25 protein-coding genes are annotated in these 24,355 nt (G+C 62.4%); 4 read left to right on the top strand and 21 right to left on the bottom strand.

What is annotated here, in order from left to right:
• Window positions 1–41: 41 nt before the first annotated feature.
• Together FJW08_RS09110 and FJW08_RS09105 are read right to left on the bottom strand one after the other, a co-directional pair.
• On the bottom strand, window positions 42–269 hold the full coding sequence (locus FJW08_RS09110; RefSeq protein ID WP_140759292.1) for a hypothetical protein: 228 nt from the start codon (window positions 267–269) through the stop codon (window positions 42–44).
• Between the two features lie 63 nt (window positions 270–332).
• Window positions 333–1,664 carry a dihydroorotase gene (locus tag FJW08_RS09105; RefSeq protein ID WP_181182884.1) on the bottom strand — a complete coding sequence of 444 codons (1,332 nt, stop codon included), beginning with the start codon at window positions 1,662–1,664 and terminating at the stop codon, window positions 333–335.
• Window positions 1,665–1,739: 75 nt separating this feature from the next.
• Here FJW08_RS09105 and FJW08_RS09100 point away from each other — a divergent pair, with 75 nt between their 5' ends.
• From FJW08_RS09100 to FJW08_RS09090, 3 genes are read left to right on the top strand one after another with little or no spacing between them, the layout of a single operon-like run.
• On the top strand, window positions 1,740–2,600 hold the full coding sequence (locus FJW08_RS09100) for a folate-binding protein YgfZ (RefSeq protein WP_140810219.1): 861 nt from the start codon (window positions 1,740–1,742) through the stop codon (window positions 2,598–2,600).
• A complete protein-coding gene (locus tag FJW08_RS09095) occupies window positions 2,600–3,250 on the top strand; it encodes an HD family hydrolase (protein ID WP_140759286.1) in 651 nt (216 codons plus the stop codon). The genes FJW08_RS09100 and FJW08_RS09095 overlap by 1 nt, the downstream gene beginning before the upstream one ends.
• Before the next feature lie 50 nt (window positions 3,251–3,300).
• Window positions 3,301–5,436 (top strand): EAL domain-containing protein, encoded by a 2,136-nt coding sequence (locus tag FJW08_RS09090; RefSeq protein WP_140810218.1) that lies wholly within the window; start codon window positions 3,301–3,303, stop codon window positions 5,434–5,436.
• Window positions 5,437–5,452: 16 nt separating this feature from the next.
• Here the strand turns inward: FJW08_RS09090 and FJW08_RS09085 are convergent, their stop codons facing one another.
• Window positions 5,453–6,343, bottom strand: coding sequence for a fatty acid desaturase family protein (locus tag FJW08_RS09085; protein ID WP_140810216.1), 891 nt, complete (start codon window positions 6,341–6,343; stop codon window positions 5,453–5,455).
• Between the two features lie 113 nt (window positions 6,344–6,456).
• On the opposite strand from FJW08_RS09085, the gene FJW08_RS09080 reads away from it, so the two are divergent.
• Window positions 6,457–7,389, top strand: coding sequence for a LysR substrate-binding domain-containing protein (locus FJW08_RS09080; RefSeq protein ID WP_140810215.1), 933 nt, complete (start codon window positions 6,457–6,459; stop codon window positions 7,387–7,389).
• A gap of 97 nt (window positions 7,390–7,486) precedes the next feature.
• Here the strand turns inward: FJW08_RS09080 and FJW08_RS09075 are convergent, their stop codons facing one another.
• The 18 genes from FJW08_RS09075 to pyrE all read right to left on the bottom strand — a co-directional run bounded on the left by FJW08_RS09075 (window position 7,487) and on the right by pyrE (window position 24,344).
• Window positions 7,487–8,131, bottom strand: coding sequence for a hypothetical protein (locus tag FJW08_RS09075; protein ID WP_140810214.1), 645 nt, complete (start codon window positions 8,129–8,131; stop codon window positions 7,487–7,489).
• Between the two features lie 110 nt (window positions 8,132–8,241).
• Window positions 8,242–8,514 (bottom strand): DUF3303 family protein, encoded by a 273-nt coding sequence (locus FJW08_RS09070; protein ID WP_140810213.1) that lies wholly within the window; start codon window positions 8,512–8,514, stop codon window positions 8,242–8,244.
• 17 nt (window positions 8,515–8,531) lie between these two features.
• Entirely contained in the window at window positions 8,532–9,995 is a 1,464-nt protein-coding gene (locus FJW08_RS09065; RefSeq protein ID WP_140810212.1) for a RimK family protein, read from the bottom strand.
• Window positions 9,995–11,092, bottom strand: a complete 1,098-nt coding sequence (locus tag FJW08_RS09060) for a peptidase C39 family protein (protein WP_140810241.1) — start codon at window positions 11,090–11,092, stop codon at window positions 9,995–9,997. The genes FJW08_RS09065 and FJW08_RS09060 overlap by 1 nt, the downstream gene beginning before the upstream one ends.
• A gap of 207 nt (window positions 11,093–11,299) precedes the next feature.
• Window positions 11,300–12,091 carry an anti-sigma factor gene (locus tag FJW08_RS09055; protein ID WP_140810211.1) on the bottom strand — a complete coding sequence of 264 codons (792 nt, stop codon included), beginning with the start codon at window positions 12,089–12,091 and terminating at the stop codon, window positions 11,300–11,302.
• Window positions 12,088–12,606 (bottom strand): RNA polymerase sigma factor, encoded by a 519-nt coding sequence (locus FJW08_RS09050; protein WP_140759272.1) that lies wholly within the window; start codon window positions 12,604–12,606, stop codon window positions 12,088–12,090. The genes FJW08_RS09055 and FJW08_RS09050 overlap by 4 nt, the downstream gene beginning before the upstream one ends.
• Window positions 12,607–12,780: 174 nt before the next feature.
• A complete protein-coding gene (locus FJW08_RS09045; RefSeq protein ID WP_140810210.1) occupies window positions 12,781–15,519 on the bottom strand; it encodes a DUF2339 domain-containing protein in 2,739 nt (912 codons plus the stop codon).
• An 82-nt stretch (window positions 15,520–15,601) separates the two neighbouring features.
• Window positions 15,602–16,120 (bottom strand): PaaI family thioesterase, encoded by a 519-nt coding sequence (locus FJW08_RS09040; RefSeq protein ID WP_140810208.1) that lies wholly within the window; start codon window positions 16,118–16,120, stop codon window positions 15,602–15,604.
• Window positions 16,117–16,893: a DNA repair protein RecO gene (gene recO / locus FJW08_RS09035; protein WP_140810207.1), complete on the bottom strand. Its 777-nt coding sequence runs from the start codon at window positions 16,891–16,893 to the stop codon at window positions 16,117–16,119. Before recO ends, FJW08_RS09040 begins: the two co-directional genes overlap by 4 nt.
• A 129-nt stretch (window positions 16,894–17,022) precedes the next feature.
• A complete protein-coding gene (locus FJW08_RS09030; RefSeq protein ID WP_140759264.1) occupies window positions 17,023–18,192 on the bottom strand; it encodes a porin in 1,170 nt (389 codons plus the stop codon).
• Window positions 18,193–18,704: 512 nt separating this feature from the next.
• Entirely contained in the window at window positions 18,705–19,592 is an 888-nt protein-coding gene (locus FJW08_RS09025; RefSeq protein ID WP_181182880.1) for an aminoglycoside phosphotransferase family protein, read from the bottom strand.
• 40 nt (window positions 19,593–19,632) lie between these two features.
• Window positions 19,633–20,553 carry a GTPase Era gene (gene era / locus FJW08_RS09020; RefSeq protein ID WP_140810205.1) on the bottom strand — a complete coding sequence of 307 codons (921 nt, stop codon included), beginning with the start codon at window positions 20,551–20,553 and terminating at the stop codon, window positions 19,633–19,635.
• On the bottom strand, window positions 20,550–21,275 hold the full coding sequence (gene rnc, locus FJW08_RS09015) for a ribonuclease III (protein ID WP_140810204.1): 726 nt from the start codon (window positions 21,273–21,275) through the stop codon (window positions 20,550–20,552). The genes era and rnc overlap by 4 nt, the downstream gene beginning before the upstream one ends.
• A gap of 4 nt (window positions 21,276–21,279) precedes the next feature.
• Window positions 21,280–22,029, bottom strand: a complete 750-nt coding sequence (gene lepB, locus FJW08_RS09010) for a signal peptidase I (protein WP_027144187.1) — start codon at window positions 22,027–22,029, stop codon at window positions 21,280–21,282.
• A 78-nt stretch (window positions 22,030–22,107) separates the two neighbouring features.
• Complete coding sequence (gene acpS, locus FJW08_RS09005) at window positions 22,108–22,521, bottom strand: holo-ACP synthase (protein WP_140810203.1); 414 nt, start codon at window positions 22,519–22,521, stop codon at window positions 22,108–22,110.
• Complete coding sequence (locus tag FJW08_RS09000; protein ID WP_140810202.1) at window positions 22,518–23,117, bottom strand: DUF2062 domain-containing protein; 600 nt, start codon at window positions 23,115–23,117, stop codon at window positions 22,518–22,520. The genes acpS and FJW08_RS09000 overlap by 4 nt, the downstream gene beginning before the upstream one ends.
• Before the next feature lie 254 nt (window positions 23,118–23,371).
• Window positions 23,372–23,752: a VOC family protein gene (locus tag FJW08_RS08995; protein WP_246682280.1), complete on the bottom strand. Its 381-nt coding sequence runs from the start codon at window positions 23,750–23,752 to the stop codon at window positions 23,372–23,374.
• 13 nt (window positions 23,753–23,765) lie between these two features.
• A complete protein-coding gene (pyrE, locus tag FJW08_RS08990; protein WP_140759252.1) occupies window positions 23,766–24,344 on the bottom strand; it encodes an orotate phosphoribosyltransferase in 579 nt (192 codons plus the stop codon).
• Between the last annotated feature and the right edge of the window lie 11 nt (window positions 24,345–24,355).

The following is a 24,355-nucleotide window of genomic DNA, read 5'->3' as shown; positions in this document are numbered from 1 at the left end:
CCGGTTGATGTTGCAGATGCGACACGAAGATAGGAAGAGATTTAGCCGGTGGTCAGAAGGATGCCGTGACCGAATTCGCTGGCAAGATTCTGGATAAGCAGCTTTTCGCGCGCCGTAAGCCGTGTTTGATCGACAAAGCGCCAATTGCGCTCGTACAACGCAAATGCTTCGTTGGCCGGGATCAGTCGTGCGACATCGCGATTCCACAAGAGCGCTTGCAGCTCTGGAAACTCGGCGGGGTCAATCATAGGCTCGAGTTGTGCCTTCATGGTGCTCTGAACATAGTGCAGAGCGCTTAAAAATCAAAGACGTGACGCGTCGGCAATGGCCGTCTAACCGGGCAGCGCCTCGGAGAACTTCACCGCCCTGCCCTGGCTAGGTGTAGCGATCTCGCCCTCCCACATGACGCGCGTGCCGCGAATGACGGCGCCGATCGGCCACCCGGTCACCTGCTTGCCGTCATAAGGGGTCCAGCCGGCTTTCGAGCCGGCCTGCGCGTTGGTGATGGTTTCGCGCCGCTTCATGTCGACAATGGTGAAGTCGGCATCATACCCGGCGGCGATGCGGCCTTTCCTCGCCATGCCGAAGATGCGCTGCGGGCCATGGCTGGAGAGATCGACGAAACGCTGCAGGGTCAGCCGGCCGGCATTGACGTGGTCGAGCATGATCGGCACCAGCGTCTGCACGCCGGTCATGCCCGAGGGCGAAGCCGGATAGGACTTTGCCTTCTCGGCCAATGTGTGCGGTGCGTGGTCGGAGCCGAGCACGTCGACAACGCCCTGCGCAATGCCGTGCCAGACGCCGTCGCGATGGCGCTTGTCCCGCACCGGCGGGTTCATCTGGATCAGCGTACCGAGCCGCGCATAGTCGTCGGCGCTCAGCGTCAGATGGTGCGGCGTAGCCTCGCAAGTCGCGACGTCCTTATGATGCTCGAGGAACAGGATCTCCTCGGCGGTCGAGATGTGCAGGACATGGATGCGGGCGCGAACGTCGCGCGCGATGCGGACCAGCCGTTCGGTGCAGCGCAAGGCGGCGATCTCGTCACGCCAGACCGGATGCGATGACGGGTCGCCCTCGATGCGCTCGCCCAGGCGCTCGCGCAGCCGGAACTCGTCCTCCGAATGAAAAGCGGCGCGGCGGCGCGTGTTTCGCAGGATCGAGGCGACACCTTCATCGTCCTCGACCAGCAGGTCGCCGGTGGACGATCCCATGAAGACCTTTATTCCCGCAGCCCCCGGTAAGCGCTCGAGGTCGCCGACGTCCCTGGCGTTGTCGCGGGTGCCGCCAACCCAGAAAGCGAAATCGCAATGCATGCGGCCGCTGCCGCGCCGGACCTTGTCGGCAAGCGCTGCCTCGCTGGTGGTTAGCGGGTTGGTGTTGGGCATCTCGAAGACGGCGGTGACACCGCCGAGCACGGCAGCCCGCGATCCCGTTTCCAGATCTTCCTTGTGCTCCAGTCCCGGCTCGCGGAAATGCACCTGGCTGTCGACGACACCGGGCAGGATATGCAGGCCCCGGCAGTCGATCGTCTCGCCAGCCGAGGCCTGGCGTAGATCGCCGATCAAGGCGATGCGCCCGCCCTTCACGCCGATATCGCGCAGCCCCTCGCCGTCATGATTGACCACTGTGCCGCCTGTCAGGATGAGGTCGTAGGTCATGGTGATGCTCTCTTGCGGGGGGAGTGTCAGCGGCTTACGTAATGGCCAACCGTTTTGCAAGATCAGGCTTTTATCCGCCCCATGTCCTTTGCCCCGCTGAAAGACCGCGCGCTGATCTCCGTCTCCGGCCCGGATGCCGAACACTTTCTGCAAAACATCCTGACCACCGATCTCGATACGCTTGGCAATGGTGAGGCAAAGCCGGGCGCGCTGTTGACGCCGCAAGGCAAGATCCTGTTCGACTTCCTGATCTCACGGGCAGGAGAAAACGCCTTCAGCATCGAATGCCGTGCCGACGTTTTAGATGATTTCATTCGCCGGCTGATGCTCTACAAGCTTCGCGCCAAGGTCGAGATTGCCAAGTCGGAACAAACGCTCGTCACTGTCGCGTGGGGAAAGGAATCAATCGCTTCAGAAAGTGATTCAACCGCGGTCGCCGACAGGCGCTTTGGCGACGAAGCCGTCACACGCGTCTATGCCGGTACCGGGGATACCGGCGACATCGCCGCGTGGCAGGCCTTCCGCATCGCCCGCGGCATTGCCGAGAGCGGTACCGATTATGCACTCGGCGATGCGTTTCCGCATGACGTGCTGCTCGACGAGATGGGCGGTGTCGGCTTCAAGAAGGGCTGCTATGTCGGCCAGGAGGTCGTGTCGCGCATGCACCATCGGGGCACGGCCCGGCGGCGCGTGCTGATTGTCGAGGCCAGGCTTCCCCTGCCCGCCGTCGGCACCGAACTGACTGTCGAGGGGCGGTCGGTCGGCACGCTCGGCTCGAGTGCCGGCACCTCAGGGCTTGCCATTGCCCGCATCGACAGGGTCAAGACGGCGTTGGACGTCGGCCAACCGATCCTGGCGGGCGATGTGCCAGTAACGCTCACCATCCCCGCCTGGGCCAAATTCAGTTTCCCGCAGGAAACCGCCGGCGCGGAGGAAGCCTGATGGCGGCGGACCGCGCCGGTGCGCCGCCACGCGCCTGGCAGCGCATGCTGTCCGGCCGCCGGCTCGACCTGCTCGATCCCTCGCCGCTCGACATCGAGATTTCGGACATCGCACATGGGCTCGCCCGCGTCGCGCGCTGGAACGGCCAGACCAGCGGTGAGCACGCTTTTTCGGTGGCCCAGCATTCACTGCTGGTCGAGGCGCTGTTCAACGAACTGGTGCCGCAGGCTTCGGCCGACGACCAATTGGCGGCGCTGCTGCACGATGCGCCCGAATATGTCATCGGCGACATGATCTCGCCATTCAAGTCGGTGATGGGCGGCAGCTACAAGGACTGCGAATTGCGCCTGCAACGCGCCATCCATCTGCGTTTCTCGCTGCCTCCCGAACCGGCCGCCTTACTGCGCAAGGAGATCAAACGCGCCGACCAGATCGCCGCCTATTTCGAGGCAACACTGCTCGCCGGGTTTTCGACCGCCGAGGCGACCGAGTTCTTCGGCCGCCCGCGCGGTTTTTCCGCTGAGCGCTTCGACTTCGCGCCACGCTCGGTTACCTGGGCACAGACTGCGTTCCTGAAGCGGTTTTCGGCGATCGAGACATCAAGACATCAAGTTGCGACATCCGCGCTAGGCCAGAAAACGCTAAATTAACCGAAAGCGTCAACAGTGTGGTGTTCGATCAAGCACCGCAGGGGCGCCTCATGCCCGTCGTCAAGGATGGTTCGATCGTTCCGGAACGGGTGGCCGGAGACGTGGAGGGGTCGCGCCGCGTGCAAGATGAGCTGCGCGAGCAGAACGAACGCTTTTCAGCCGCTGTCGAAAACATGTCGCATGGCCTGTGCATGTTCGACGCCGATGAACGCATGATCATCTGCAACAGCAACTACATCGACATCTTCCACCTCGACGCCAAGGTGGTGCTGCCAGGCATCCGCTTCATCGACATCCTGCGGCACAGCGTCGAGCTCGGCGTCGCCTCGCAAAGCGCCGACGAGCTCTATGCGATCCGCAAGCCCTATATCGACCAGGCGAAGCCTTCGACCTACGAAGAAATCCTGTCGGACGGCCGTATCATCCTTATCTCGCACCGGCCGCTGGCTTCGGGCGGCTGGGTCTCGATCTACGAGGACATCACCGAACAGCGGCGCGCCGAGCAGGACCTCAAGGAGCAGCATCGCCGTTTCGACGCAGCGCTCGCCAACATGTCGCAAGGCCTGCTGATGTACGACGCCGACGGCAAGATGATCGTGCGCAACGGGCGCTTTCTGGAATTGTACAACGTCACGGCGGCCGACTTCCCGCTTGGAACGACGCATCGCGACGCGCTCGAGCGACTGCTGGAACTCGGCATCTACACGAAGATCGACGTCGACAGCGAAGTCGCCAAGACCGAAGCCTGCCGTCGGGCGGGAAAAATGCATTCGACGTATCGCCATCTTGCCGACGGCAGGACGTTTCTGGTGGTGCGCCAGCCGATGAGTGGCGGCGGTTGGGTGGCGACGTTCGACGACGTCACGGAACGCCGTCTGGCCGAAGAGCGCATGACCCATCTTGCGCATCACGACATGCTGACCGGACTGCCCAACCGATCGATGTTTCGCGAGCGGCTCGATTTTGCGCTGGAGGATGCAGCCGCTACGCCGCTCGCGATCTTCTCGCTCGACCTTGACCGTTTCAAGGCGGTCAACGACACCTGGGGGCATCCCGCCGGTGACTGGCTGTTGAAGAGTGTGGCCGAAAGACTGCAGCGTTGCCTGCGCAATGATGCAGATATGGTCGCCCGCTTCGGCGGTGATGAGTTCGTCGTCATCCAATCCAACTCGGTGGGCATTGCCGATGCCGAGAAACTGGCGAAACGCATCGTCGAGGCAATCGCAAAACCGTTTCGCGACAAGGGCCGGGACATGCATGTCGGCGTCAGCCTGGGCATCGCCGTTTTCCCCGCCGATGGCCGCGACGCCGACACGCTGCTGAAGAACGCCGATACGGCGCTCTATCGGGCAAAGAACGATGGGCGAAACCTCTATCGCTTCTTCGAACCTGGAATGGACGCCGTGGTTCAGGCCCGCCGGGCGCTTGAAGTAGACCTGGAGGCGGCGCTGTTGCGCCAGGAATTCGATCTCGATTTCCAGCCCATCATGAACATCGCCTCCGGCGAGATCATCGGCGCGGAAGCCTTGATGCGCTGGCATTCACCAGCGCGCGGCGGGGTGGAGCCGGATCAATTCATCCCGGTCGCCGAAGAGACCGGACTGATCGTGCCACTTGGCGAGTGGGCGCTGAGGAAAGCCTGCGCGGTGGCGGCTGGCTGGCCGCCGGGTTTGCGCATTGCGGTCAATGTCTCGGCGGTGCAGCTCAAAAGCAGCGGGTTTGCCCGCATCGTCATCTCGGCTCTGGCCTTTTCCGGCGTGCCGGCCGGACAGCTCGAACTGGAAATCACCGAAACCGTGCTGATGGACGAGAGCAAAGCCGTGCTGAAAACGCTGCGCCAGCTGCGTGAGCTCGGTATCCGCATCGCGCTGGACGATTTCGGCACCGGCTATTCCTCGCTGGGCTACCTCAGGCGTTTTCCGGTCGACAAGATCAAGATCGACCGATCATTCATTCACGACATGGGCAATCGCGACACGGCGGCGATCGTTCGCACCATCATCGGTCTCGGCACCGAGCTTGGCATCGTCGTCACGGCCGAGGGCGTCGAAACCGGGAGGCAACTCGACATGCTGCGCGCCCATGGTTGTGTCGAGGCGCAAGGCTATCTGATCGGCGTGCCGTCGAAGGCGGCCGACATCCAGCGTCTGTTGAAATCACGCGCGCTGCGCAGCCAGATCGGCTGACGGCATCGGGACAAGCTCAGCTCAGTGTTTCCAGGTATTTCTCGTGGAAGCTGAGGTAGCCGATCTCGACCACCTTCAGATGCCGCTCGATCAGCGCGTGAAACCGCGGCAATTGGTGAAACGGCACGCCGGGATAGGCATGATGCTCGGCATGGAACGGCATGTTCCAGGCCAGCTTGCGCACCGCCCAGTTGGTTAGCGTCGTCCTGGTGTTTTCCAGCATGTTGGCGACGAATGGACAGCGGCCGTGCTCGGCCAGCAGATAGAGGCGCAGGAACGGCTGCCCGAGCAGAGCGGGAATGATCCAGACATAGAGCAGCACCGTCGCCTTGAACCAGACGGCAAGCGCGAGGAACACGATATAGAACCCGATCATCGCACGTGCCTCGGCACGCACTTTGGGCAGGCCCTTTGGCGGCACATAACCGTCGCGGCAGCTCCCACGCGCATTGGTGTACAGCGTCTTGAAATGCCCCCACCACACCGGCAGGCCCGAGACGTGGACAATGTATTGCCGCAAGGTCTCCGGTTTCGGGAAGGCGAGCTCGGGATCGTTTTCCGGGTCCTGCGTGTATCGGTGGTGAGCGAAATGGAAGTAGCGGAACCAGTCGGCCGGCAGCGCGATCGCCAGGCTGCATAGCCGCGCCACGCCATCGTTCAGCCGCTGTGTTTCAAAAGCCGTGCGGTGAACCGTCTCGTGCAACAGCGTGAACAGGAACACGATCAGGATGCCTTGGGGCAGCATCAGCAATGGCCAGAACGGCGCCCTCGCCGCGATCAACGATCCAATGATGACAATCGCACCCAAATGAGCGCCGAGCTGGAACAGGCCCGCGACATCGGATTTGGCCGTCAGCCGATTGCGCTCTTCCGGTGTCAGTGACGCGATGATGTCGCGATGGTCCACTAGGCTTCGATCCAGGCTGGAGATTGACGACGACCATTCTAGTTGGCGAAAAAGCTTTCCAAAAACGACGATTCCTGCGATTTGGATAAGGCAAGCTTATCTATCGGGCGGCCATGGTCACATCTCCATCCCTGAAAGGGCTTCAAGCTTTCGAGGCCGCGGCACGTACCGGCAGCTTTGCCGCGGCGGCGGAAGAGCTTTCGGTCTCGGCCGCCGCCGTCAGCCAGCTTATCCGCACCTTGGAGGAGCAGATGGGCCGCAAGCTGTTTCAGCGGGTCAACCGGCGCGTTGTCCTCACCGAGGCCGGTGCGGAAATGCTGCCGCGGCTGACAGTGGCCTTCCAGGAGATCGGCAGCGTCTCGCGCGAACTGGGCGGCGATGCATTCCGCCCGCGCCTGGTGGTCTCGGTGCCGCCATCCATGGCCATGGGCTGGCTTTCGCAGCGTCTGGCTGGCTTCGTCGCAAGCCAAGGCGCCGCCGACATATCGCTGCGGGGCGATGACGACCCGGTGCCGTTCGACCGCGAGCTGATCGACATCAGGCTCTCCTACGGCCCGCACTATCGCGAGCATCCGACCGAGGACATTGCCAGGGATGCGGTCTACCCCGTATGCGCGCCAAAGCTTGCCGGCATGGCCAACGCGGGCGGCGAGCCGCTCGCCGGGCCGCCGCTCATCCACACGGATTGGGGACCGACCGGCGCATCGTTTCCGTCCTGGCGCAACTGGTTCGAGGCGACGGGTGCCCAACCTGGCCGAGCGGTGCGGCGCGGCCTGTCGGCCAATTCGTCGCGCGCGGCCCTCGACCTCGCCATTTCGGGGCTGGGCGTGGCGCTGGCGCAAGGGATCTACTGTGCCGAGGCGGTGGAGGATGGCCGGCTGGTCCGCCCCGCCGCGAGCGCGATAGCATTGCGCCAGCCCTATTGCCTGACCATCCCGGAGCGGAGCGCAAGGCGCGATGTCGTGGCCGCGTTCCGCGATTGGCTGATCGACGAATGCCAGCGCGCCGTCGGCTCGCGGGCGCTGACTAATCCCAATCCAGACTGAAGCGCGTCGCTCGAAACGGATTCAGGCCACGGCCTTAGGTCTTTGTCTTCATCATGTCAGTCTCCCAAAACCGAGGTCGCTTTTGGGCGGACACGCATTAGCGACGCCTTTGACCGAACTGGCCCGGAATGCGCCTGATCGGTTCAGCGATAATCATCTGCGGCACGGGTACGGAACGAGTGCCTTGAGCAAGTTTGCCCGGCACAAGCCCAAGCACAATCATCGCGACAATGAAACCGTATCGCAGGACGTCGAAGGCCAGTGGCGGAAGGCCACCGTGGAGCAATGCGATCGCCAGTTTGGGAGCGAGGACGCCGAACCCGACCAAAGCCGGCCAACCAATGTCGCGCACCCGGGCGAATACCATCCAGATGATCGCAACCAGAGTAGCGTAGCCCATCGCCATGGGTATCGAGATGTAGATCGTTCCGATGGCGGAGCTCTTCGCTTCCATGGCAAGCGCCTGAGCGACCATCCCTGAGGCATGCTCCTGAACAGGGTCTGCCGACGACTCTCCGCCTTGCGCTGGGCGATCACCTGTTCTCAATCCCTCGACAAAGGATTGTTGGCTCCGCGCAATCTTCGCGCCGTCGGTCGCATAGATCTGCTTCTGGAGGTCTTCCTTCGTCCCGACCAGAAAATGCTCGATTGGACCCTTGGCATAATCGAAACCAAAAAGAAATATTAGCAAACAGAAATACAATGCCCGCCCGCAACTTCCCGACTGAAACAGCTTTATCATATTGCTGAAATACCCGAAGCAACCTTCAATATAGATCGAGTAACACAAAACAGTTTAAACTAAGGTTATCGGGGCTTGCGCCAAATTGAGCAAAGCGCGGGCGCTGGAAATCAGAGGTGCCCGCTCAAGGCCGCCGCCATGTCCTTGTTGGGCGCCACGGGCACGATCTCGAATTCGACCAGGTCAGCCCATTCGATGACCCAGCGCTGCAGCAGCGTGACGTCATCGGCCTCCACCAGCAGGAAACAGCGGCTCACATCCGCCGCGATCCAGCTATGATGCACGACAAGCTCTTCCGGCTTCAGGCGGCCCCGGTCGCGGAACCGGCGATAGATTTCCTTGCGGTCGCAGCCGGTGAAATCCTCGATGACGATGAACTGCATGTTTCCCCTCGGCTGGACTACCGTCCCGGCCGGTCCAGGCGTTCCAGGAACCACTGCGTCAGTCGCACCCAGACCTCGTCCTTCTCGCCGGAATCCTCCCAGCCGTGGTCGAGATTGGGATTGTCGTTGACCTCGATGACGAAGACGCCGTCCTTCGTCTCCTTGAGGTCGACGCCATAGAGGCCGTCGCCGATACAGCGCGCCGCCTTCACCGCCGTTTCGACGACATGAGGCGGTGTCTCCTTCAGCGTGAAGGTCTTGATGCCGCCCTGGTCGGGCTTGCCATTGGCCTTGTGGTTGACGATCTGCCAGTGCTTCTTGGCCATCAGATAGTGCACGGCAAACAGCGGCTGGCCACCGAGCACGCCGACACGCCAGTCATATTCGGTCGGGATGAATTTCTGCGCGATCAGAAGATCGGAATCCTCTAGCCATTCGGTGGCAAGCGTCTTCAGCTCCTCGAAATTGGCGCATTTCTTGACACCACGCGAGAATGACGAATCCGGGATCTTCAACACCAGGGGAAAACCCAGCGTCTGCGCCGCGAGTTCGAGATCAGAGGGGCCGGCGATCATCACCGTCGGCGGCACCGGCACCTTGTTGTAGGCCATCAGTTCGTTGAGATAGACCTTGTTGGTGCAGCGGATCATCGACAGCGGGTCGTCGATGACAGGCATGCCTTCCTGCTGGGCGCGGCGGGCGAAACGATAGGTGTGATTGGAAATCGAGGTGGTCTCGCGGATGAACAGCGCATCGTAATTCGCGAGCTTGGCGAGATCTTTCCTGGTGATGGGCTCGATTTCGACCCCCATCTTCTCGGCGATCTTTGCCCAGTAGCGCAGCGACGATATCTCCGACGGCGGCAATTCCTCATGCGGATCGACCAGCGTGGCGAAGGTGTAGCGCGCCGGGGTGCGGCCCTTGGTGTCGCGCCACTCGCGATTGGTGTAAGTCTCCAGGCACTGGATGAAGCTTTTTTCCTCGTCCTCGGTCATGCGCGCCAGCGGGTGGAGGCCGATCTTGCGGATCGAAGCCCATTCGGCGCTGTCCTTGAGGTGGACCTCAAGCGCCGGCGCGCGGAACCAGTCGAACAACAGCTTTGCGAAACGGTCCCAGACCTTGGATGGGCCGATGCCGAAGAAGATGCAGACCTTCGCCGGGAATACGCCGCCGAGATCCTTGCGGCATTTGTTGAGCGCCAGTTCCAGTTCCGGCAACGCATGCTCGTAGAGCTTGCGTTCCGACAGGTCGATCATCGTCTCGACGGTCGGGATGACCTTGTGGCCGCGCGAACCTGCCAGCAGCGACGCATAATAGCCGCGGCTCTGGTAGCCGTAATTGTTCGACAGGTTGATGACCTTCGGCCGCTGGCCGCGAAACAGCGAGGGATGCGCGAGATAGTCACGATTGGTGATGATCTTGTGCGGTGTCGCCACCTGGTCGAGATCGCTCTGCCTGCCGGTAAGAATGACCCAGGTCATTATCTCTTTCCCAAAGTGATGGCGGCACGCAGTCCGTCGCGGCCGAACTGCGCCATGTTCATGAAGATGCCGTAAGGCACGGGAATGTTGGCGGCATCAAGGATGGTTTCCTGCCTTTCATCCTCGACCCACGGATCGTGGATCAGAATATGATCGCCATCATCGCCGATGGCCAGCACCCAGTGCGGCACCTTCTTGCCAAACATCAGGAAGCCGCTGATCAGCACCAGCACCAGTTTGCCCGCGGCGAGAGCCGCCCTGATATCGTCGATGGTGAACGAACGGTAATTCACCGGGATGCCGTAAAGTTCCGCGCGGCGGCGAAAGTCGACCTGTGCCAATTCCATGATCCGGCGCTTGTCCTCGCTACGCACCGATTGCAGGAACAATGCGCCGTAGAAGGAAACGTAGATCTCCGCCGCAAGCCCGCTTTCGTATCCCGAAACGGCCAGACCGAATGGCTCGCAACCTCCCGGCCCAGACATCATGAAGACGGTCGTCGCCTCGCGCCAGAGTCGGATTTCCATCACCGGATCGGGCACGAAGCCGCCATCGAAATTGGCCATGGCCATCATCAGGCAGCACGGACCGCAGGTGAACTCGCAGGTCTGCTGATAGAATGGCACCCTGGTGGCGACCGGTAGGTCGCCGCGCAAGGTTTTTTCGTAACGCAGCGCCGTCGCGCCGTCCTCGTAGTACCCCGGCTCGCGGCCGATCTTGCGGTAGCCGGCCTGCTCGTAGATACCGATGGCACGGCCATTGTCCTCACGCACTTCGAGACGCAGCATCATGCGGTCGTGTTCGAAGGCCGCCTCTTCGGCCGCGGACAGTAATTGGCGTCCCATGCCGAGTCCGCCGAAAAACGGGCCGACGGCTATGGAATAGAGCCGTGCCACCCCACTGCCCTTGCGAAACAGCACGATCGCATAACCGCCGACGCGGCCATCGATTTCGGCGACCAGCGTCTCGGCGGTCTCGCGCTCGATGAACAGTCGGAAGGAACGACGGGAAATGCGGTCGCTCGAGAACACAGCTTTCTCGATGGCGGCGAGGTCATCGACGTCGGACGCGCGGGCCTTGCGGATCTCGGCAGGCATGCGGCTTGAGAAAACCTCGATTGCGTTGCGGAAACGGCCCCGGTCAAAAGCGTCGCGAACACCGGCCGAAGCGCCGGTATTCATCAAGCGCTATCGCTCCTTGATTAGGGCCGAATTGTGACAGTTTCCGCCTCGGCAGGGAAGCTGGCAAGCTTTGAACGGAATCGCTGTTTTCAAGCCAGCCGGCCGCGCAAGATCGCAACCGGCTCAGCTGGCGAGACCGGCCAGAAGCTGGCCATATGCACTCTTGGCCACGACCGCCAATTGCTCGCGCGGCAGCGAACCGACGACGGCACAGCCATAGCCCTTGTCCAGCCAGTAGACGGCCTGCGGACCGTTCTGCGCCGAAGCGTAGGTGCCCTTGGCATTCTCGGTCGATTCCGCAGTCACGAAGAGGGATATGCGCTCGCCCTTGTCATCTTCGTAGAGCAGCATTGCCGCCTTGCTTTCACCGGCCGGCAGCAACCGGCCACCGACCAGTTGGAAGCCGTTCGCACTCAAGTCCGGCGCCACCAGCTTCAAGCCGATCTGGTTGGACAGCCAGGTCTGCAGATGATCCTTGTCGCTGGCCGGCACTTCCACCGCATGCCGCTTCTCGGCGGCATAGATGACATGGGCGGCGATCGCCTGTTCAGCGAGTTGATCCTTCGCCTGATCCTCCTGCCCGAGGCCGTCGATGCCGGCAAAGTAGCCGCCAAATCCGCCCGTAGCCAAAAGCACGGCCGCGGCGGCGGCAAGCCACCAGCGCGAGCGTGGCACCGCAACCTTAACAGGCGCTTCGCCGAGCACCACCTTGCGCAAACGCGCAGGAACCGGCTCATCCAGCACCCCGGCAAAGGCTGAGCGCAATGCCTCCCGGTCGGCCGTGAAGCGGGCGCTCCTGGCCTTCATCTCGGGATTTGAGTCGAGCCAGGCATCGTAGGCGGCACGTTCATCTGCCGGCAGTTCGCCGTCGAGCGCCATGTGGATGTCCCGTTCGGAAAAATCGCGGCGGATCATTTCTCGACGATCCTTATGGCGCGGCGGCGCGCTGTGTCGTCCAGCAACCCGCGCAGTTCCTCACGTCCTCGCGCGATTCGCGACATCAGCGTGCCCGCAGGCACACCCAGAATGTTGGCGGCCTCGGCATAAGAAAAGCCCTCGATGGCAACCATGACCAGCGCTGCGCGGCGATCGGGGCTAATCGCCTGCAATGCGTCGATGATCTCGCGCGAAGCGATGCCTTCCAACTGTTCGGGCGGCTGGGCAACCGCCTCGCCCGCCTCCAGCGGCAGCATCGCCGCTTCGCCGCGGCGGTTCACCTTGCGCATCTGGTCGATGAACAAATGATGCATGATCGTAAACAGCCACCTCCGAGGGCTTTCTCCTGTCTGCCAGTTGTCGAGCCGCAACAGCGCACGCTCGAGGCAGTCCTGAACGAGATCGTCGGCAGCATCGCGGTCGCGCAAAAGCGAGCGTGCGTAGCGGCGCAGGCGCGGTATCTCGCCAAGGATTGCTGCCTTCTTTTCGTTCATGACCGCTGGTTCTGAGGTCGCCCTTGTTTATCTCGATTGAACGCGCCTTCCCGGCACGGCGCAAGCGGCCAGCGCGAAGCGGTCCACCGCTCCGGTCACCCAAGCAAAGAGATAACGCCGGCCGGTGCCGGTTTATTCCCGACCCGACAAAGAAAACCAATGATTCGCAGGCGATTATCCTTTTTCCTTCGCCGCCCGCGTCAAAAGCCGCTGGTAAAACAGACCAATGCCGATCAGCACCGCGCCCAGACCGATGAAGGACAGCGCCCTGAGCACACCCTCCAGTTCCGACATGTCGAAGAGGAAGACTTTCAGGACGGCAACCGCGATCAGCCCGGCCGAAGCAATGCGCAGCACCTGCGATTTCAGCCAGACGCCAGCCGTGAGCAGCACCACGCCGATCACCAGCCAGAGTGCCGAATAGGTGTAGGTCTCCAACTGGCCAAGGCCGCTCCACAAGCCGATGAACTCGCCCTTGAACAGACGCCTCACCGAGAGCGTGGCATAGCCGAAGGCAAGCAGCGCCGCCACCAGCGCCAGCATGGCCGAATACCATTTCGGCCGCTTGCCCCTGCTATAGAGCGCCAGGCCGCCGGCGGCGGCGGCCGGCAGGAGATAGGCCAGGAACAAAAGATTGAAGACCGGAATCCGACCGGTCGATTCGTCGGTGAACAACGGATTGAGCACCAGGAAATGCTGGACGGCGACGAAGGCGACCGAGACCACGCCCACCGCCATCGAACCATAGCGCAGCACCGAGCTTGGCGAGCGCCTGTCGATGGCGATCAGGATGGCGCCGGCGCCGATGGCGATCAGCGTGTAGATCGCCTGCTCGGCGAGCGTTGGCGCATCGCTGTTGATGACGCCGCCGTGCATGGCGTGGCGCACCAGCATGGCGAGCGTCAGCAGCGCAAACAGTGCCGCCGAGGCTTCCATGGCGAGGCGCGGTCGGGCATCGGTGGTGCGGGCGAGTTGCCAGGCCGCGAAGCCGAAGCCGAGCGCCGGCACACCATAGCCCGGCAGCAACCAGTTGAAGACCGGTGTTGTCGACAGGAACCCGGCCCCCACGATCGTCGGGTCGAAGGCGACGCGGCCAAGCACCGCGATGACGGCGGCGACTGAAATCCAGCCGAGCACAGGATAAGAGCGCCAGCGCGTGGCGAACGCCGGCACGATTGCCGCTGCACCGAGCAGGATGGTGGTCCAGCCGGAATCAAAAGCCATATGCAGCATCAGCAGACCCGCGACTGCCGCGCCGGCCAAAACAAACGACACTGCCACGCCGCCCTTGAGCGGCGGTTCCTCAGCCCGCGCGATCCACTCGCCACCGGCGGCGAAACCCGCGACCAGCAGGGCCGCGACGGCGGCGTATGCAAAGTCACGGTCGAGATTGCCGAAGGTGAGCCAGAGCGCCAGCAGGATGACCAGAGGCACGATGACGCCCCATGCGGCCCACGAGGCTGCTCGGATCTGCGCCGAGGCGGCGAACGTTCGCGCGGCCCAGAGACCGGCGGCAATGAAGACAAGGCCGAGGCCAATGCCGAGGCGCAAGCTCAGCGCGTTAGCAGTGACCAAAGGCACCCCATCAACACCCAAAGCGCCGCTCGAAAAATCGGAACCGATAGAGGTCGGCGGGATGATGCCGAGATAGATCACCACCGTCGCCAGTCCGGCGGCATAAAGCAGTGGCAGCGCCAGCGGGCGGTAGAGCGCCACTGCCACCATCACCATAAGCAGCACCGCGCCCGGCAAGGCGTCACCGGCAGCTGCGAAGACCGGGTCAACCGAGAGGCCCAGCGCCGAGAAGGCGACGAACAGTCCAGGCACGATGGACGGCCAGTCAAAGATTCTTGCTGGTCCGGTCTCGCCGCCACGACTGCTCAGCCAGACAAAAGCCAGCACGGCCAGCGTCACAGTGTCGATGAACAGGATGGTGGAGAGGTTCGCGCCCGGTGCGTCGGTCATGTAAAGGATGGTCCAGATGCCGGTGCCGAAAAAGGCGGCCGCCATCAGCGCTTTCCAGTCGCGCATGCGGGCGATGACGCCGGTGGCGGCGAGCACGATGGCGAGATAGCCGAACAACGCCCAGGGATTGGGCGCTTGCGAAGCGATCAGCACCGGCGTCACCATGGCGCCGACGAGACCGATGCCAGCCAGCGCCTGGCCGTGGACGAGAGCGGCGGCGATGGTCGCAATGCCGATCGCACCGAGCAGCGTGAAGGCAAGCGCCGGGCCGATGAAGCCGTAAACGCCATGGGCGGCATAGACGTTGCCGAACAGGATGAAGGCGCCGGCCGCGGTCAGGATCGCCGGAATATAGGCGCCGGCAACACCTTGCACCGGCACCTTGAAGCCGGTGCGGCGGATGAACTCGCCGCCGGCGACCAGCACCAACCCGAGCACGGCCGCCATGGTGAGCCGCACGCCGGGGCCGAAAATGCCGGCCTCGATGGTGTAGCGGATCAGGAACAAGCCGCCCAGAGCCAGCGCAATGCCGCCGACCCAGACCGCCCAACGCGTGCCGAGCGCGGTTTCGACGTCGGACTGGCCAGCGGCTTTGGCGGCCGCGGCCGGTGCGGCCTCTGGCGTCTTCGGTGTTGCCTCGGGTGTGCTCCAAGGACCCGGCACTCTCTCCGTAGCCGGGATTTCCGCCTCCGTGGCCTGTACCAGCGCGGGCTCGCTGATTGCTGCTGGGGCGATATCGGCCGCGGGCACGGCTGCCGGAGCCGTGTCGGCCTTGCCCTCGGCTGCTTCCTGTTCCGATGGCCTGGCCGCGGGCGGCACCGCGCCCAAAAGCACGAGACTGCGCAGCGCGCCAAGTTCGCGCTCGATCAGGCCGATGCGGCTCTGCTGGCGCGAAATGATGACGAACAAGGCGATGATGGCGACAAGGCCGATCAGGCTTTCAAACATGGCGGTTCCCCCAAACCAGGCCAGTTTTCACTGACGTTTCGTCTCACTGACACTCAAATACGGCGGCCAGACGGCTGAAAACTCAACGTGCCGCCAGATTGGCGGCTGGAAATATCGAACATGTCTCGGTGCCAAAAGCCAGCAGTTTGCCGCTGGCATCCTTCAGCGTCGCTTCCGAAACGGCAAGCGTGCGGCCCTTGTGAACCACCTTGCCTTCGCAGACGACCTCGCCGGTCCTGGGCGTGATCGGCCGCGTGAGGTTCACCTTGAACTCCGCCGTCGTGTAGCCCTCGCCCTTGTCGAGCAACGTCTGCACGGCGCAAGCCAAGGCCGAATCGAGCAGCGTCGCCGCCCAGCCGCCATGAACGCCACCCAGCGGGTTGAGGTGGCGTTCGTTCGGTACGCCGCGAAATACGGCGCGACCTTCCGATACTTCGGTCAACGCGAAGCTGAGCTGGAAGGAGATTGGCGGTGCCGGATATTTGCCGTCGATGATTCGCTGCAGCAATTCGAGGCCGGTGTATTTCAGGATCTCGGCATGGGGAATGGTGCCAAGGCCGAGCGGCGAGACCCGGCCCGGATAGAGTTCGACTTCGCTCATCTGATGATTTCTCTGGCCGCGTTCTCTCCGGCGATGGGGTTGTGCGCTGCGTGGTGCTTGCGCAGCGCTGCAAGAAAGCCGGCGCGCGCGTCGGGCTGATCGATGCCGCGCGGCTCGTAGACATGGCGAGCGAAGAAGAAACCGGTCAAGCGGAAGGCGTCCGCGATCGCCGCCTGATTCGCACGCATGCCGGAGCCGCGCTGCAGAAATGCGGGCAACACCAGCATCTTGTCGTGCCATGGCGCCCCGGCTTCACGCGACACCGCGCGTCCCGATTTCGGCGAGACATAGGCAAGATCCTGTTTGGTGCCGGTGGCGGCGCATTGACTGAGATCGAGGCCAAAGCCGAGTTCATCGAGGATCAGAAGCTCGAAACGCGCCACCAACTCGCCAGCGGCGTCGGCATCGTCCAGGTGGACGATCATCACCGAAAGCGCCTCGTAGAGGCCGCCATGGGCATCACGCTCGGGCAGCAGGCGCAGGTGCGCCGCCATCGTCTGAAGGCCGTAGACGGCGATGGCACTGTCCATCAGCCGGGCGGCGTTCATCTCGATCGCTTCGGCCTGGAAGGTTCCCAGATGCTCATCGAGGCGCGCACGCCACAAGAGATCGACGCGATTGCCGGGCTGGAGAACGGGCTGCTGCTTGCGCGAGCGGCCGCCGCGCACGAGGCCGAGATGGCGGCCATGGGCACGCGTCATCACCTCGAGGATGGCGCTGGTTTCGCCATGCTTGCGGGTGCCGAGAATGATTCCCTCGTCGCGCCATTCCATGGCTGAGCTTTTCACCGATCGGGTGGCAAAATCAAGATAAGGCCAGGTGACCGGCAAAACAGCATCTGGCAAACAAAAAACCGCCCGCAGCGATACGCTGCGGGCGGCCTGGTAAGGTCAGTCTATGCCTTAGAACGAGCGCTGGAAGCGGAGAATGCCGCCGACGTTGCTCTTCTTGGTGGCCTTGGTCCAGTTGTTGAAGTCGGAGTCGCCGAACTTTCCAGCGTTCAGGTAATCGACTTCAGCCGTGACCGTGAAGCCAGGCACAACGGTATAGGCGATGTTGGCGGCGATGCCGAGATTCTTCCAATCGTCATAGGAGACCTGGGCGTTGAACGAAGTCTTGGCGTTGAACTTGTAGGTGCCGCCGCCCCACACAGCCCAATTGCCGCCCCACTGCTTGTAGAAGCCGCGACCTTTGGCATTGATGAAGTTGGTCGGATCGGTGAGGTTGTCATCGGTGCCATAGCCGCCCATGACGAACAGCGACAGTTCCTTGGTGACGTTGACGTCCAGACGAACCTTGCCGGCCACTTCCTCATAATTGCTGTCATAGGCGACAACGCCGGTGATCGCGCCCCAGTCGGCCTTGTACTTCAAGCCGCCGACGACATGGGGGACGTAGCTGTCGATAGTGCCGGTTTTGCCAGCACCTTCTTCGAGCGAGACCAGCCCGGAGAAGCCGTTGCCCGCGTCGAAGTAGTATTGAACGACATTGCTCTCCTGTCCGCCATAGGGCACCAGCGTGTCCTGGATGACGCTACCGGCATAGCCGATGAACGTATCGAAGGCCGTGTCGTCCTTGCCGACGCGCAGACCGCCGAGCTGAATCCAGGCGAAACGCAGTGAGAGCGACTTGTTACGGCCCTGCCAATCGTCCGCATTGGAGGCGCCCTGATCAAGGTAGTCCCCGGAGCTGTTGCCGTAGTTGAAGCGAGTCTCGGTGTAGGTCTTCAGGGTACCGAGTTCGGTCTCCTGACCGGTCCAGGTCTTCAGCGTGAAGCGGGTGTTCTTATAGTACGTCGAATGTGTCGTGCCGGCGTCCTGGTGATCCGGAACGTGGTTGACACCATCGAGCGAGCCGGCATCGCCGACGCCGATGTCATAACGGACATAGCCGCCGATGCGCAGGCAGGTTTCGGTGCCCGGGATGTAGAAGTAGCCGGCGCCATAGACGTCGCAGATCTTGACGTATTCGGCCGGTTCCGGTTCGGCGACGACGACCGCGTCCGCGGCGCGAGCGCCGGACACCGCGATCAGTGCCGCGGCTGAGCCGAGAAGGAGGCTCTTGATGTTCATTTTCTGACCTCTCCAGTCAAGTTAATAAGATGGCTTCTGAATTGTGGCTGGCGGTTAGGTTTTCCCGCCTCACCCCCACAATGAAAACGGGCTCGCACCGCGTCCCCTTTTCGCGGCGAACATACCCACCAACCTTCCGCCTTCAATGACAATTCCACGAATATGCCGGATTTACGCCACAGATTAAATCAGTGTTGCACAAATAACACTAAACTTGTCAGGCTGATTTCCAAATTGGCACAAACGGCACGTCGTCATCATTGTGTAATAATTTCATATATCTTTTGTAATTAGTTCTATTCATCCATCTTATGCTATTGCTTTCCAATCAATCACGTACGTTGCCTAACAAATATCGAATAAGATACTTCTTAAAACATCAGATTCTCAGGTAAAATCCTGCAAATTTCTTGTGCATTCAGCCAACGATAGAGGGCCTTGCGAAGGGCTGCCGGCGACAGCGGCTTTTTTCATCCATCATCGCGTCCGATGACCGGGCCAGGTATTTCGCCTCACGCCTGACGTTCGCGATCGATCAGCACCGCATCGATCACTCGCCACGATTCTTCGATCTCGGCCGGGGCGTCTATATGGCCGGCGGCGGTGATGAGTGCCTTCCACAGCACCCAGCCACGCCCGCGCGCCCAGGTCGCTTCATCTGCCGCGATGCAGGCGCGAAACGTGTCCCGGCTTTCGCCTTCGAACAGCGTCCAGGCAATTGCCAGATCGCAGGATGGATCGCCGACACCGGAGGTGCCGAAATCGATCACGGCGCGCAACCTGCCGTTTTCGACCAGGAGGTTCCCCCGGCTGACATCGCCATGGAACCAGACGGGCGGACTTTCCCAGGCCGCGGCAAGGGCTGCCTCCCAGACGGCGGTGGCGGCGCCGGCATCGATGCGGTTGCCGAGTGCCGAGATCGCTTGCCTTGTCTCGCCGTCATAGACCGTCAGCGGTCCGCCGCGAAAGAAATTGTGCTGCCCAGGCGCTGGCCCATCGGTCGCGTCCACGTGTTTCAACGCAACCAGGAACCGAGCCAGCTCCGTCGCGAATTCCGACAGATCCGCGATACGTTCCCGTTTCGCGGTCTCGCCCTCGATCCAGCCATAGACGGACCAATGCCAGGGATAGGCTTCGGCCGGGACGCCCATCGCCAGCGGCACGGGGATGGGCAGCGGCAATAGCGGCGCCAACCTCGGCAGCCAGCGATGTTCCTTTTCCACTTGCAGGGCGTAGGCGGCGGCGCTCGGCAACCGCACGGTCATCTCGTCGCCGAGATGAAAGGTCCTGTTGTCCCAGCCGCCAAAATCGACCGGCCTGACAGGAAGATGCCGCCAATGCGGGAATTGCAAGGCAATCAGCCGGCGCACCAAGGCGGCATCGATCGCTACCTCGAGCATGATCCTTCCCGAAAACGGCGCTCACTTCTCGGGATCATACCTAATGCGGAAACTCCAGCCCCATCTCGCGGTAGCGCTCGGGGTCATCGCCCCAGTTCTCGCGTACTTTCACGAACAGGAACAGGTGCACCTTCTGCTCCAATATGCCTGAAATTTCCATCCGCGCGGCCTGCCCGATGGCGCGGATGGTCTCGCCCTTGTGGCCGAGCACGATCTTTTTCTGGCTGTCGCGCTCGACAAAGATGGTCTGGTCGATGCGCACCGAGCCATCCGGTTTCTCTTCCCATTTCTCGGTCTCGATATGCGAGGAATAGGGAAGCTCCTGATGCAACCGGAGATAAAGCTTCTCGCGGGTGATCTCGGCCGCCAGCTGGCGCATCGGCAAGTCCGAGATCTGGTCTTCCGGATAGTACCACGGGCCGACCGGCAGCGCTTGAGCCAGATAATCGAGCAGGTCCTTGCAGCCGGAGCCGGTCAACGCCGAGACCATGAAGGTGCGTTGGAACGGCACTTTCTCGTTCGCCGCCGCGGACAGAGCCAGCAACGCTTCCGGCTTGACGCGGTCGACCTTGTTGAGGATCAGAGCCATCGGCTGGCGCACATCCTTCAGCCGTTCGAGGATGGCATCGGCGTCGCCCCTGATGCCGCGTTCGGCGTCGATCAGCAGCAAAACGATATCGGCGTCCTTGGCCCCACCCCAGGCGGTGGTCACCATTGCCGTGTCCAGCCGCCGCTTGGGCTTGAAGATGCCCGGTGTGTCGACAAAGACGATCTGCGCGTTGTCATGGGTGGCGATGCCGCGCACGATGGCGCGCGTCGTCTGCACCTTATGGGTGACGATCGAGACCTTGGCGCCGACCAGTTGGTTGACCAGCGTCGACTTGCCGGCATTGGGCGCGCCGATCAGCGCGACGAAGCCGGAATGCGTGACAGGAGCCGCTGCGGTGTCTTCGGCGGTCATGCCGCATTCCCTTCATGAACCCAGACGCCCTCGCGAAGCAGAAGGGCAGCAGCGGCGGCCTGTTCGGCCTCGCGCTTGGAGCGGCCGCTGCCGGTCGCCGGCTGAAACGCGCCGACCTTGACGGTGACGGTAAACAGCGGATCGTGATCGGGGCCTTCCCGGCCGTCGATCTGATAGGCTGGAACAGCACTCGCCGCCTGATGCGCCCATTCCTGCAATTCGGTCTTGGCGTCGCGGCGCGCGGCACCCGATGCCAGCGAACGCGGCTGCCAGTATTTGTGGATGAACGCGCGGGCTGCTTCCAAGCCACCGTCGAGATAAAGCACTGCGATCAGCGATTCCAATGCGTCGGCGCGCAGGTTGACGCGCTTGCGTCCATCGAGCCCGCGCACGTCCGACCCGGCACGGATCAGGTCCGGCAGCCCGATATGCTCGGCGATATCAGACAGCGCCTCGGCATTGACCAACGCATTGAGCCGCAGCGACAACTCCCCTTCCGCGGCATTGGGAAAGGCAGCCAGCAGCATATCGGCGACCACAAGGCCAAGAACCCGGTCGCCGAGAAACTCGAACCGCTCATAATCGGCGCCGGCATTGGCGCCCCGCGCACTGGCATGGGTAAGCGCTCGCTGCAGCCGCTGGCGGTCGGCAAAGGCATGACCCGTGCGTTCCGCAAGCGCTTCGGCGAGCGCATCGGCGGTCAACCTTTTTGGTGCCGCCATGACCCTAGTTGACGAAATGGAACAGGCGCGAAGCGCGCATCAGCGACGGCCATTTCCAGATTTCGAGCGGGCTTGCCTTGCCGGCGATCGAGAAGAAGACAAGGTTGGCGCGACCGACAAGGTTCTCGGCCGGAACATAGCCGACGGTGAAGCGGCTGTCGGCGGAATTGTCCCTGTTGTCGCCCATCATGAAATAGTGGCCGGGGGGCACGTCGAATTCGCGCGTGTTGTCGCCGATCGAGTTCGGCGACAGGTCGAGCGTATCATAGCTGACGCCATCGGGCAGCGTCTCGCGATAGACATCGATCGGATAATCCTTTTCCGTGATGTCGGGATTGTCGATCTGGCCGGTCTTGACGCGGGGCACGCCGACGCCGTTGATGAAGACTTGGCCATCCTTCATCTGGATCTTGTCGCCGGGCAGGCCAATGACGCGCTTGATGTAGTCGACGGACGGATCCGGCGGGAACTTGAACACCACCACGTCGCCACGCTTGGGCTCGGAGCCCCAGATGCGGCCCGAGAAAATGTCCGGTCCAAAAGGCAGCGAATAGCGTGAATAGCCGTAGGACCATTTGGTGACGAACAGATAGTCGCCTTCCAGAAGCGTCGGCCGCATCGAGCCCGACGGGATCGAGAACGGCTGGAACAGCAGCGTGCGAATGACCAGGGCGAGCAAAAGCGCCTGGACGATGACGCTGACGGTTTCGCCAAGCCCGCCGGATTTCTTCTGGGATTTTTCAGCCACGCTCATGTCGTCCTCGATTGTGCGTTGGATGGTATAGAGTCTCGGCGCGCGCTGGGCAACGTCAATGCCGGTCGTCAGATGCAATCAATGTGGCGCTTCTTCGACCGGTAACGCTTCTATGATCACAAAGGCTTGAGCGAGCGGGAAATCATCCGTGATGGTGAGGTGAATCGCTGCCCGATGACCTCGAGGCAGGATCTTCTCCAGCCGCGCCAGCGCCCCGCCGGTCAGCGCCATCGTCGGCGCACCGCTGGGCAGGTTGACGACACCCATGTCGCGCCAGAAGACCCCCTGCGCCAGACCGGTGCCCAATGCCTTGGCGCAAGCCTCCTTGGCGGCAAAGCGCTTGGCGTAGGAAGCCGCGCGGGCGCGCCGGTTCTCCGAACGCGCCTGCTCCACCTCGGTGTAGATCCTCTGGATGAAGCGCTGGCCGTGACGCTCAAGCGATTTCTCGATGCGTGTGATGTCGATCAGGTCGCTGCCGATGCCGATGATCATTGGGTGGCGGAACCGACGCTTCCGCCGGGATGAGGCGAATGCTCATGGCGTCTCGCGCGCTCGGCCAGCCGCTTGCGCCTCTGTTCGCGGAAGACATTCATGCCCCAGCGCGTGACGCCGTAGAACACCAGGCCGAACCCCAGCCCGAGCGGCACGGCGCCGATCAACATCGGCTCCAGGACTGGATGCCATAGTTTGGCGAAGGAAAGCGTGTGCATCATCTCGCCCAGATGCGCCGGCGGACCGTGCGACGGAAAGCGATCGTGCAGGATGAGCTTGCCGGTTTCCCAGGATGCGCCCCACAAGAGCGGAAAGGTCAGCGGATTGCCGAAAAACACGGCCCCTAGAGCCGCGGCCACCAGATTGCCGGCGATCACCCAACACAGAACGGCGGCAATGATGAAGTGGAAACCGACGGGGAAGAACGAAGCAAAAACACCTGCCGCGACGCCCGCCGCCACAGCGTGCGGGGTGGCCTTCAGCCGCAGAATGCGCTTGGAGAAATATTGAAGCGAGCGCGAAAACGAACGGCGCGGCCACAGATAGGTGCGCACCCGCTCGAAAAGACCATCAGGTTTGCGGCGACGAAAAAGCACTCTCTTCCTATTCCCGACAATTCACAGCTTACACGCCCGCTGTTTCCAGCCGGGCTTCGACCGCCATATCTTGCGCTTTACGGTCGCCAGAAGGCAATCGCGACTTTGATATAGCCATCCGCAACCTCCACAACAACCGAGGTCCACCTGCACAGCGGCCATAATTTTTGGTAAGGTTCGTTTCTCCACACCGGACAATCGCGGCGAATTTGAGAAGTGGTTTCGGCTAATTGTCGCAGCCAAATAATCGATATCTACCGCAGGTACTGGCTGACTTCGACAAGGTTGCCATCCGGGTCTCGGAAATAGACCGACATCATCGGCCCCTGCGCGCCGATGCGGTCGACCGGCCCGAGTTCCAGCGTCACGTGATTGGCTTCGAGGCCGGCAAGGAATTCATCGAGCGGCCGGTCGGTGATCAGGCAGAAGTCACTGGATCCTGGCGTCGGCGACTCCGCCTTCGGCTCGAAGGTGCGGCTGATCTCGTGGACATTGATCTTCTGATTGCCGAAGGCGAGTGCCGTCGGCCGGCCCGGCGTATCGACGCGTTCAAAACCCAGCACGCGTTGATAAAAGGCGCAGGTCGCCTCGAGCGACGCCACCGTCAGCACGAAATGATCGATGCCGAGGATCAATGGGACCTCCGCGTCAGATGTTGCGGCTGCCGGGCTTGACGGCCGGGATGGCGGCAAGCTCCGGCGGCAACCTGTCCGGCGGGTAGGCTGGAACCTCATATTCGGCAAGCGCGATCAGCGGCACGCCGACATGGGTCTTGCCGGCCGAACGGTCGATGATGCAGGCGGCCGCGACCACCTCCGCGCCAAGGTCGCGCAGGCAATCGATGGTTTCGCGGATCGACAATCCGGTGGTGACGATGTCCTCTACGATGACGACGCGGGCGCCTCGGTCGATCTCGAAGCGCCGCAAGCGGAACTCGCCCCCTTCCCGCTCCACCCAGATCGCCGGCACGCCAAGGTGGCGCGAGGTTTCGTAGGCAGGGATCAGCCCGCCGATCGCCGGCCCGACGACATAGTCGATCTTGCCTGGCACCGCGGCGCGGATCTTCTGCGCCAGCGCCTTGCACAGCCGCTCGGTCTTGTCGGCATGCATGAACACCCGTGCCTTCTGCAGGAAGATTGGACTGCGCAGGCCCGACGTCAGGATGAAATGCCCCTCCAGAACAGCGCCAGCCTCGCGGAATATGCCCAGCACTTCGTCGGTGTTCATCTCGTCCCCCA

The organism is Mesorhizobium sp. B3-2-1 (assembly GCF_006439515.1).
Classification (GTDB): Bacteria; Pseudomonadota; Alphaproteobacteria; order Rhizobiales; family Rhizobiaceae; genus Mesorhizobium.
The sequence above is the reverse complement of the archived record's forward strand: the minus strand, read 5'-3'. Positions and strand labels throughout refer to the sequence as shown.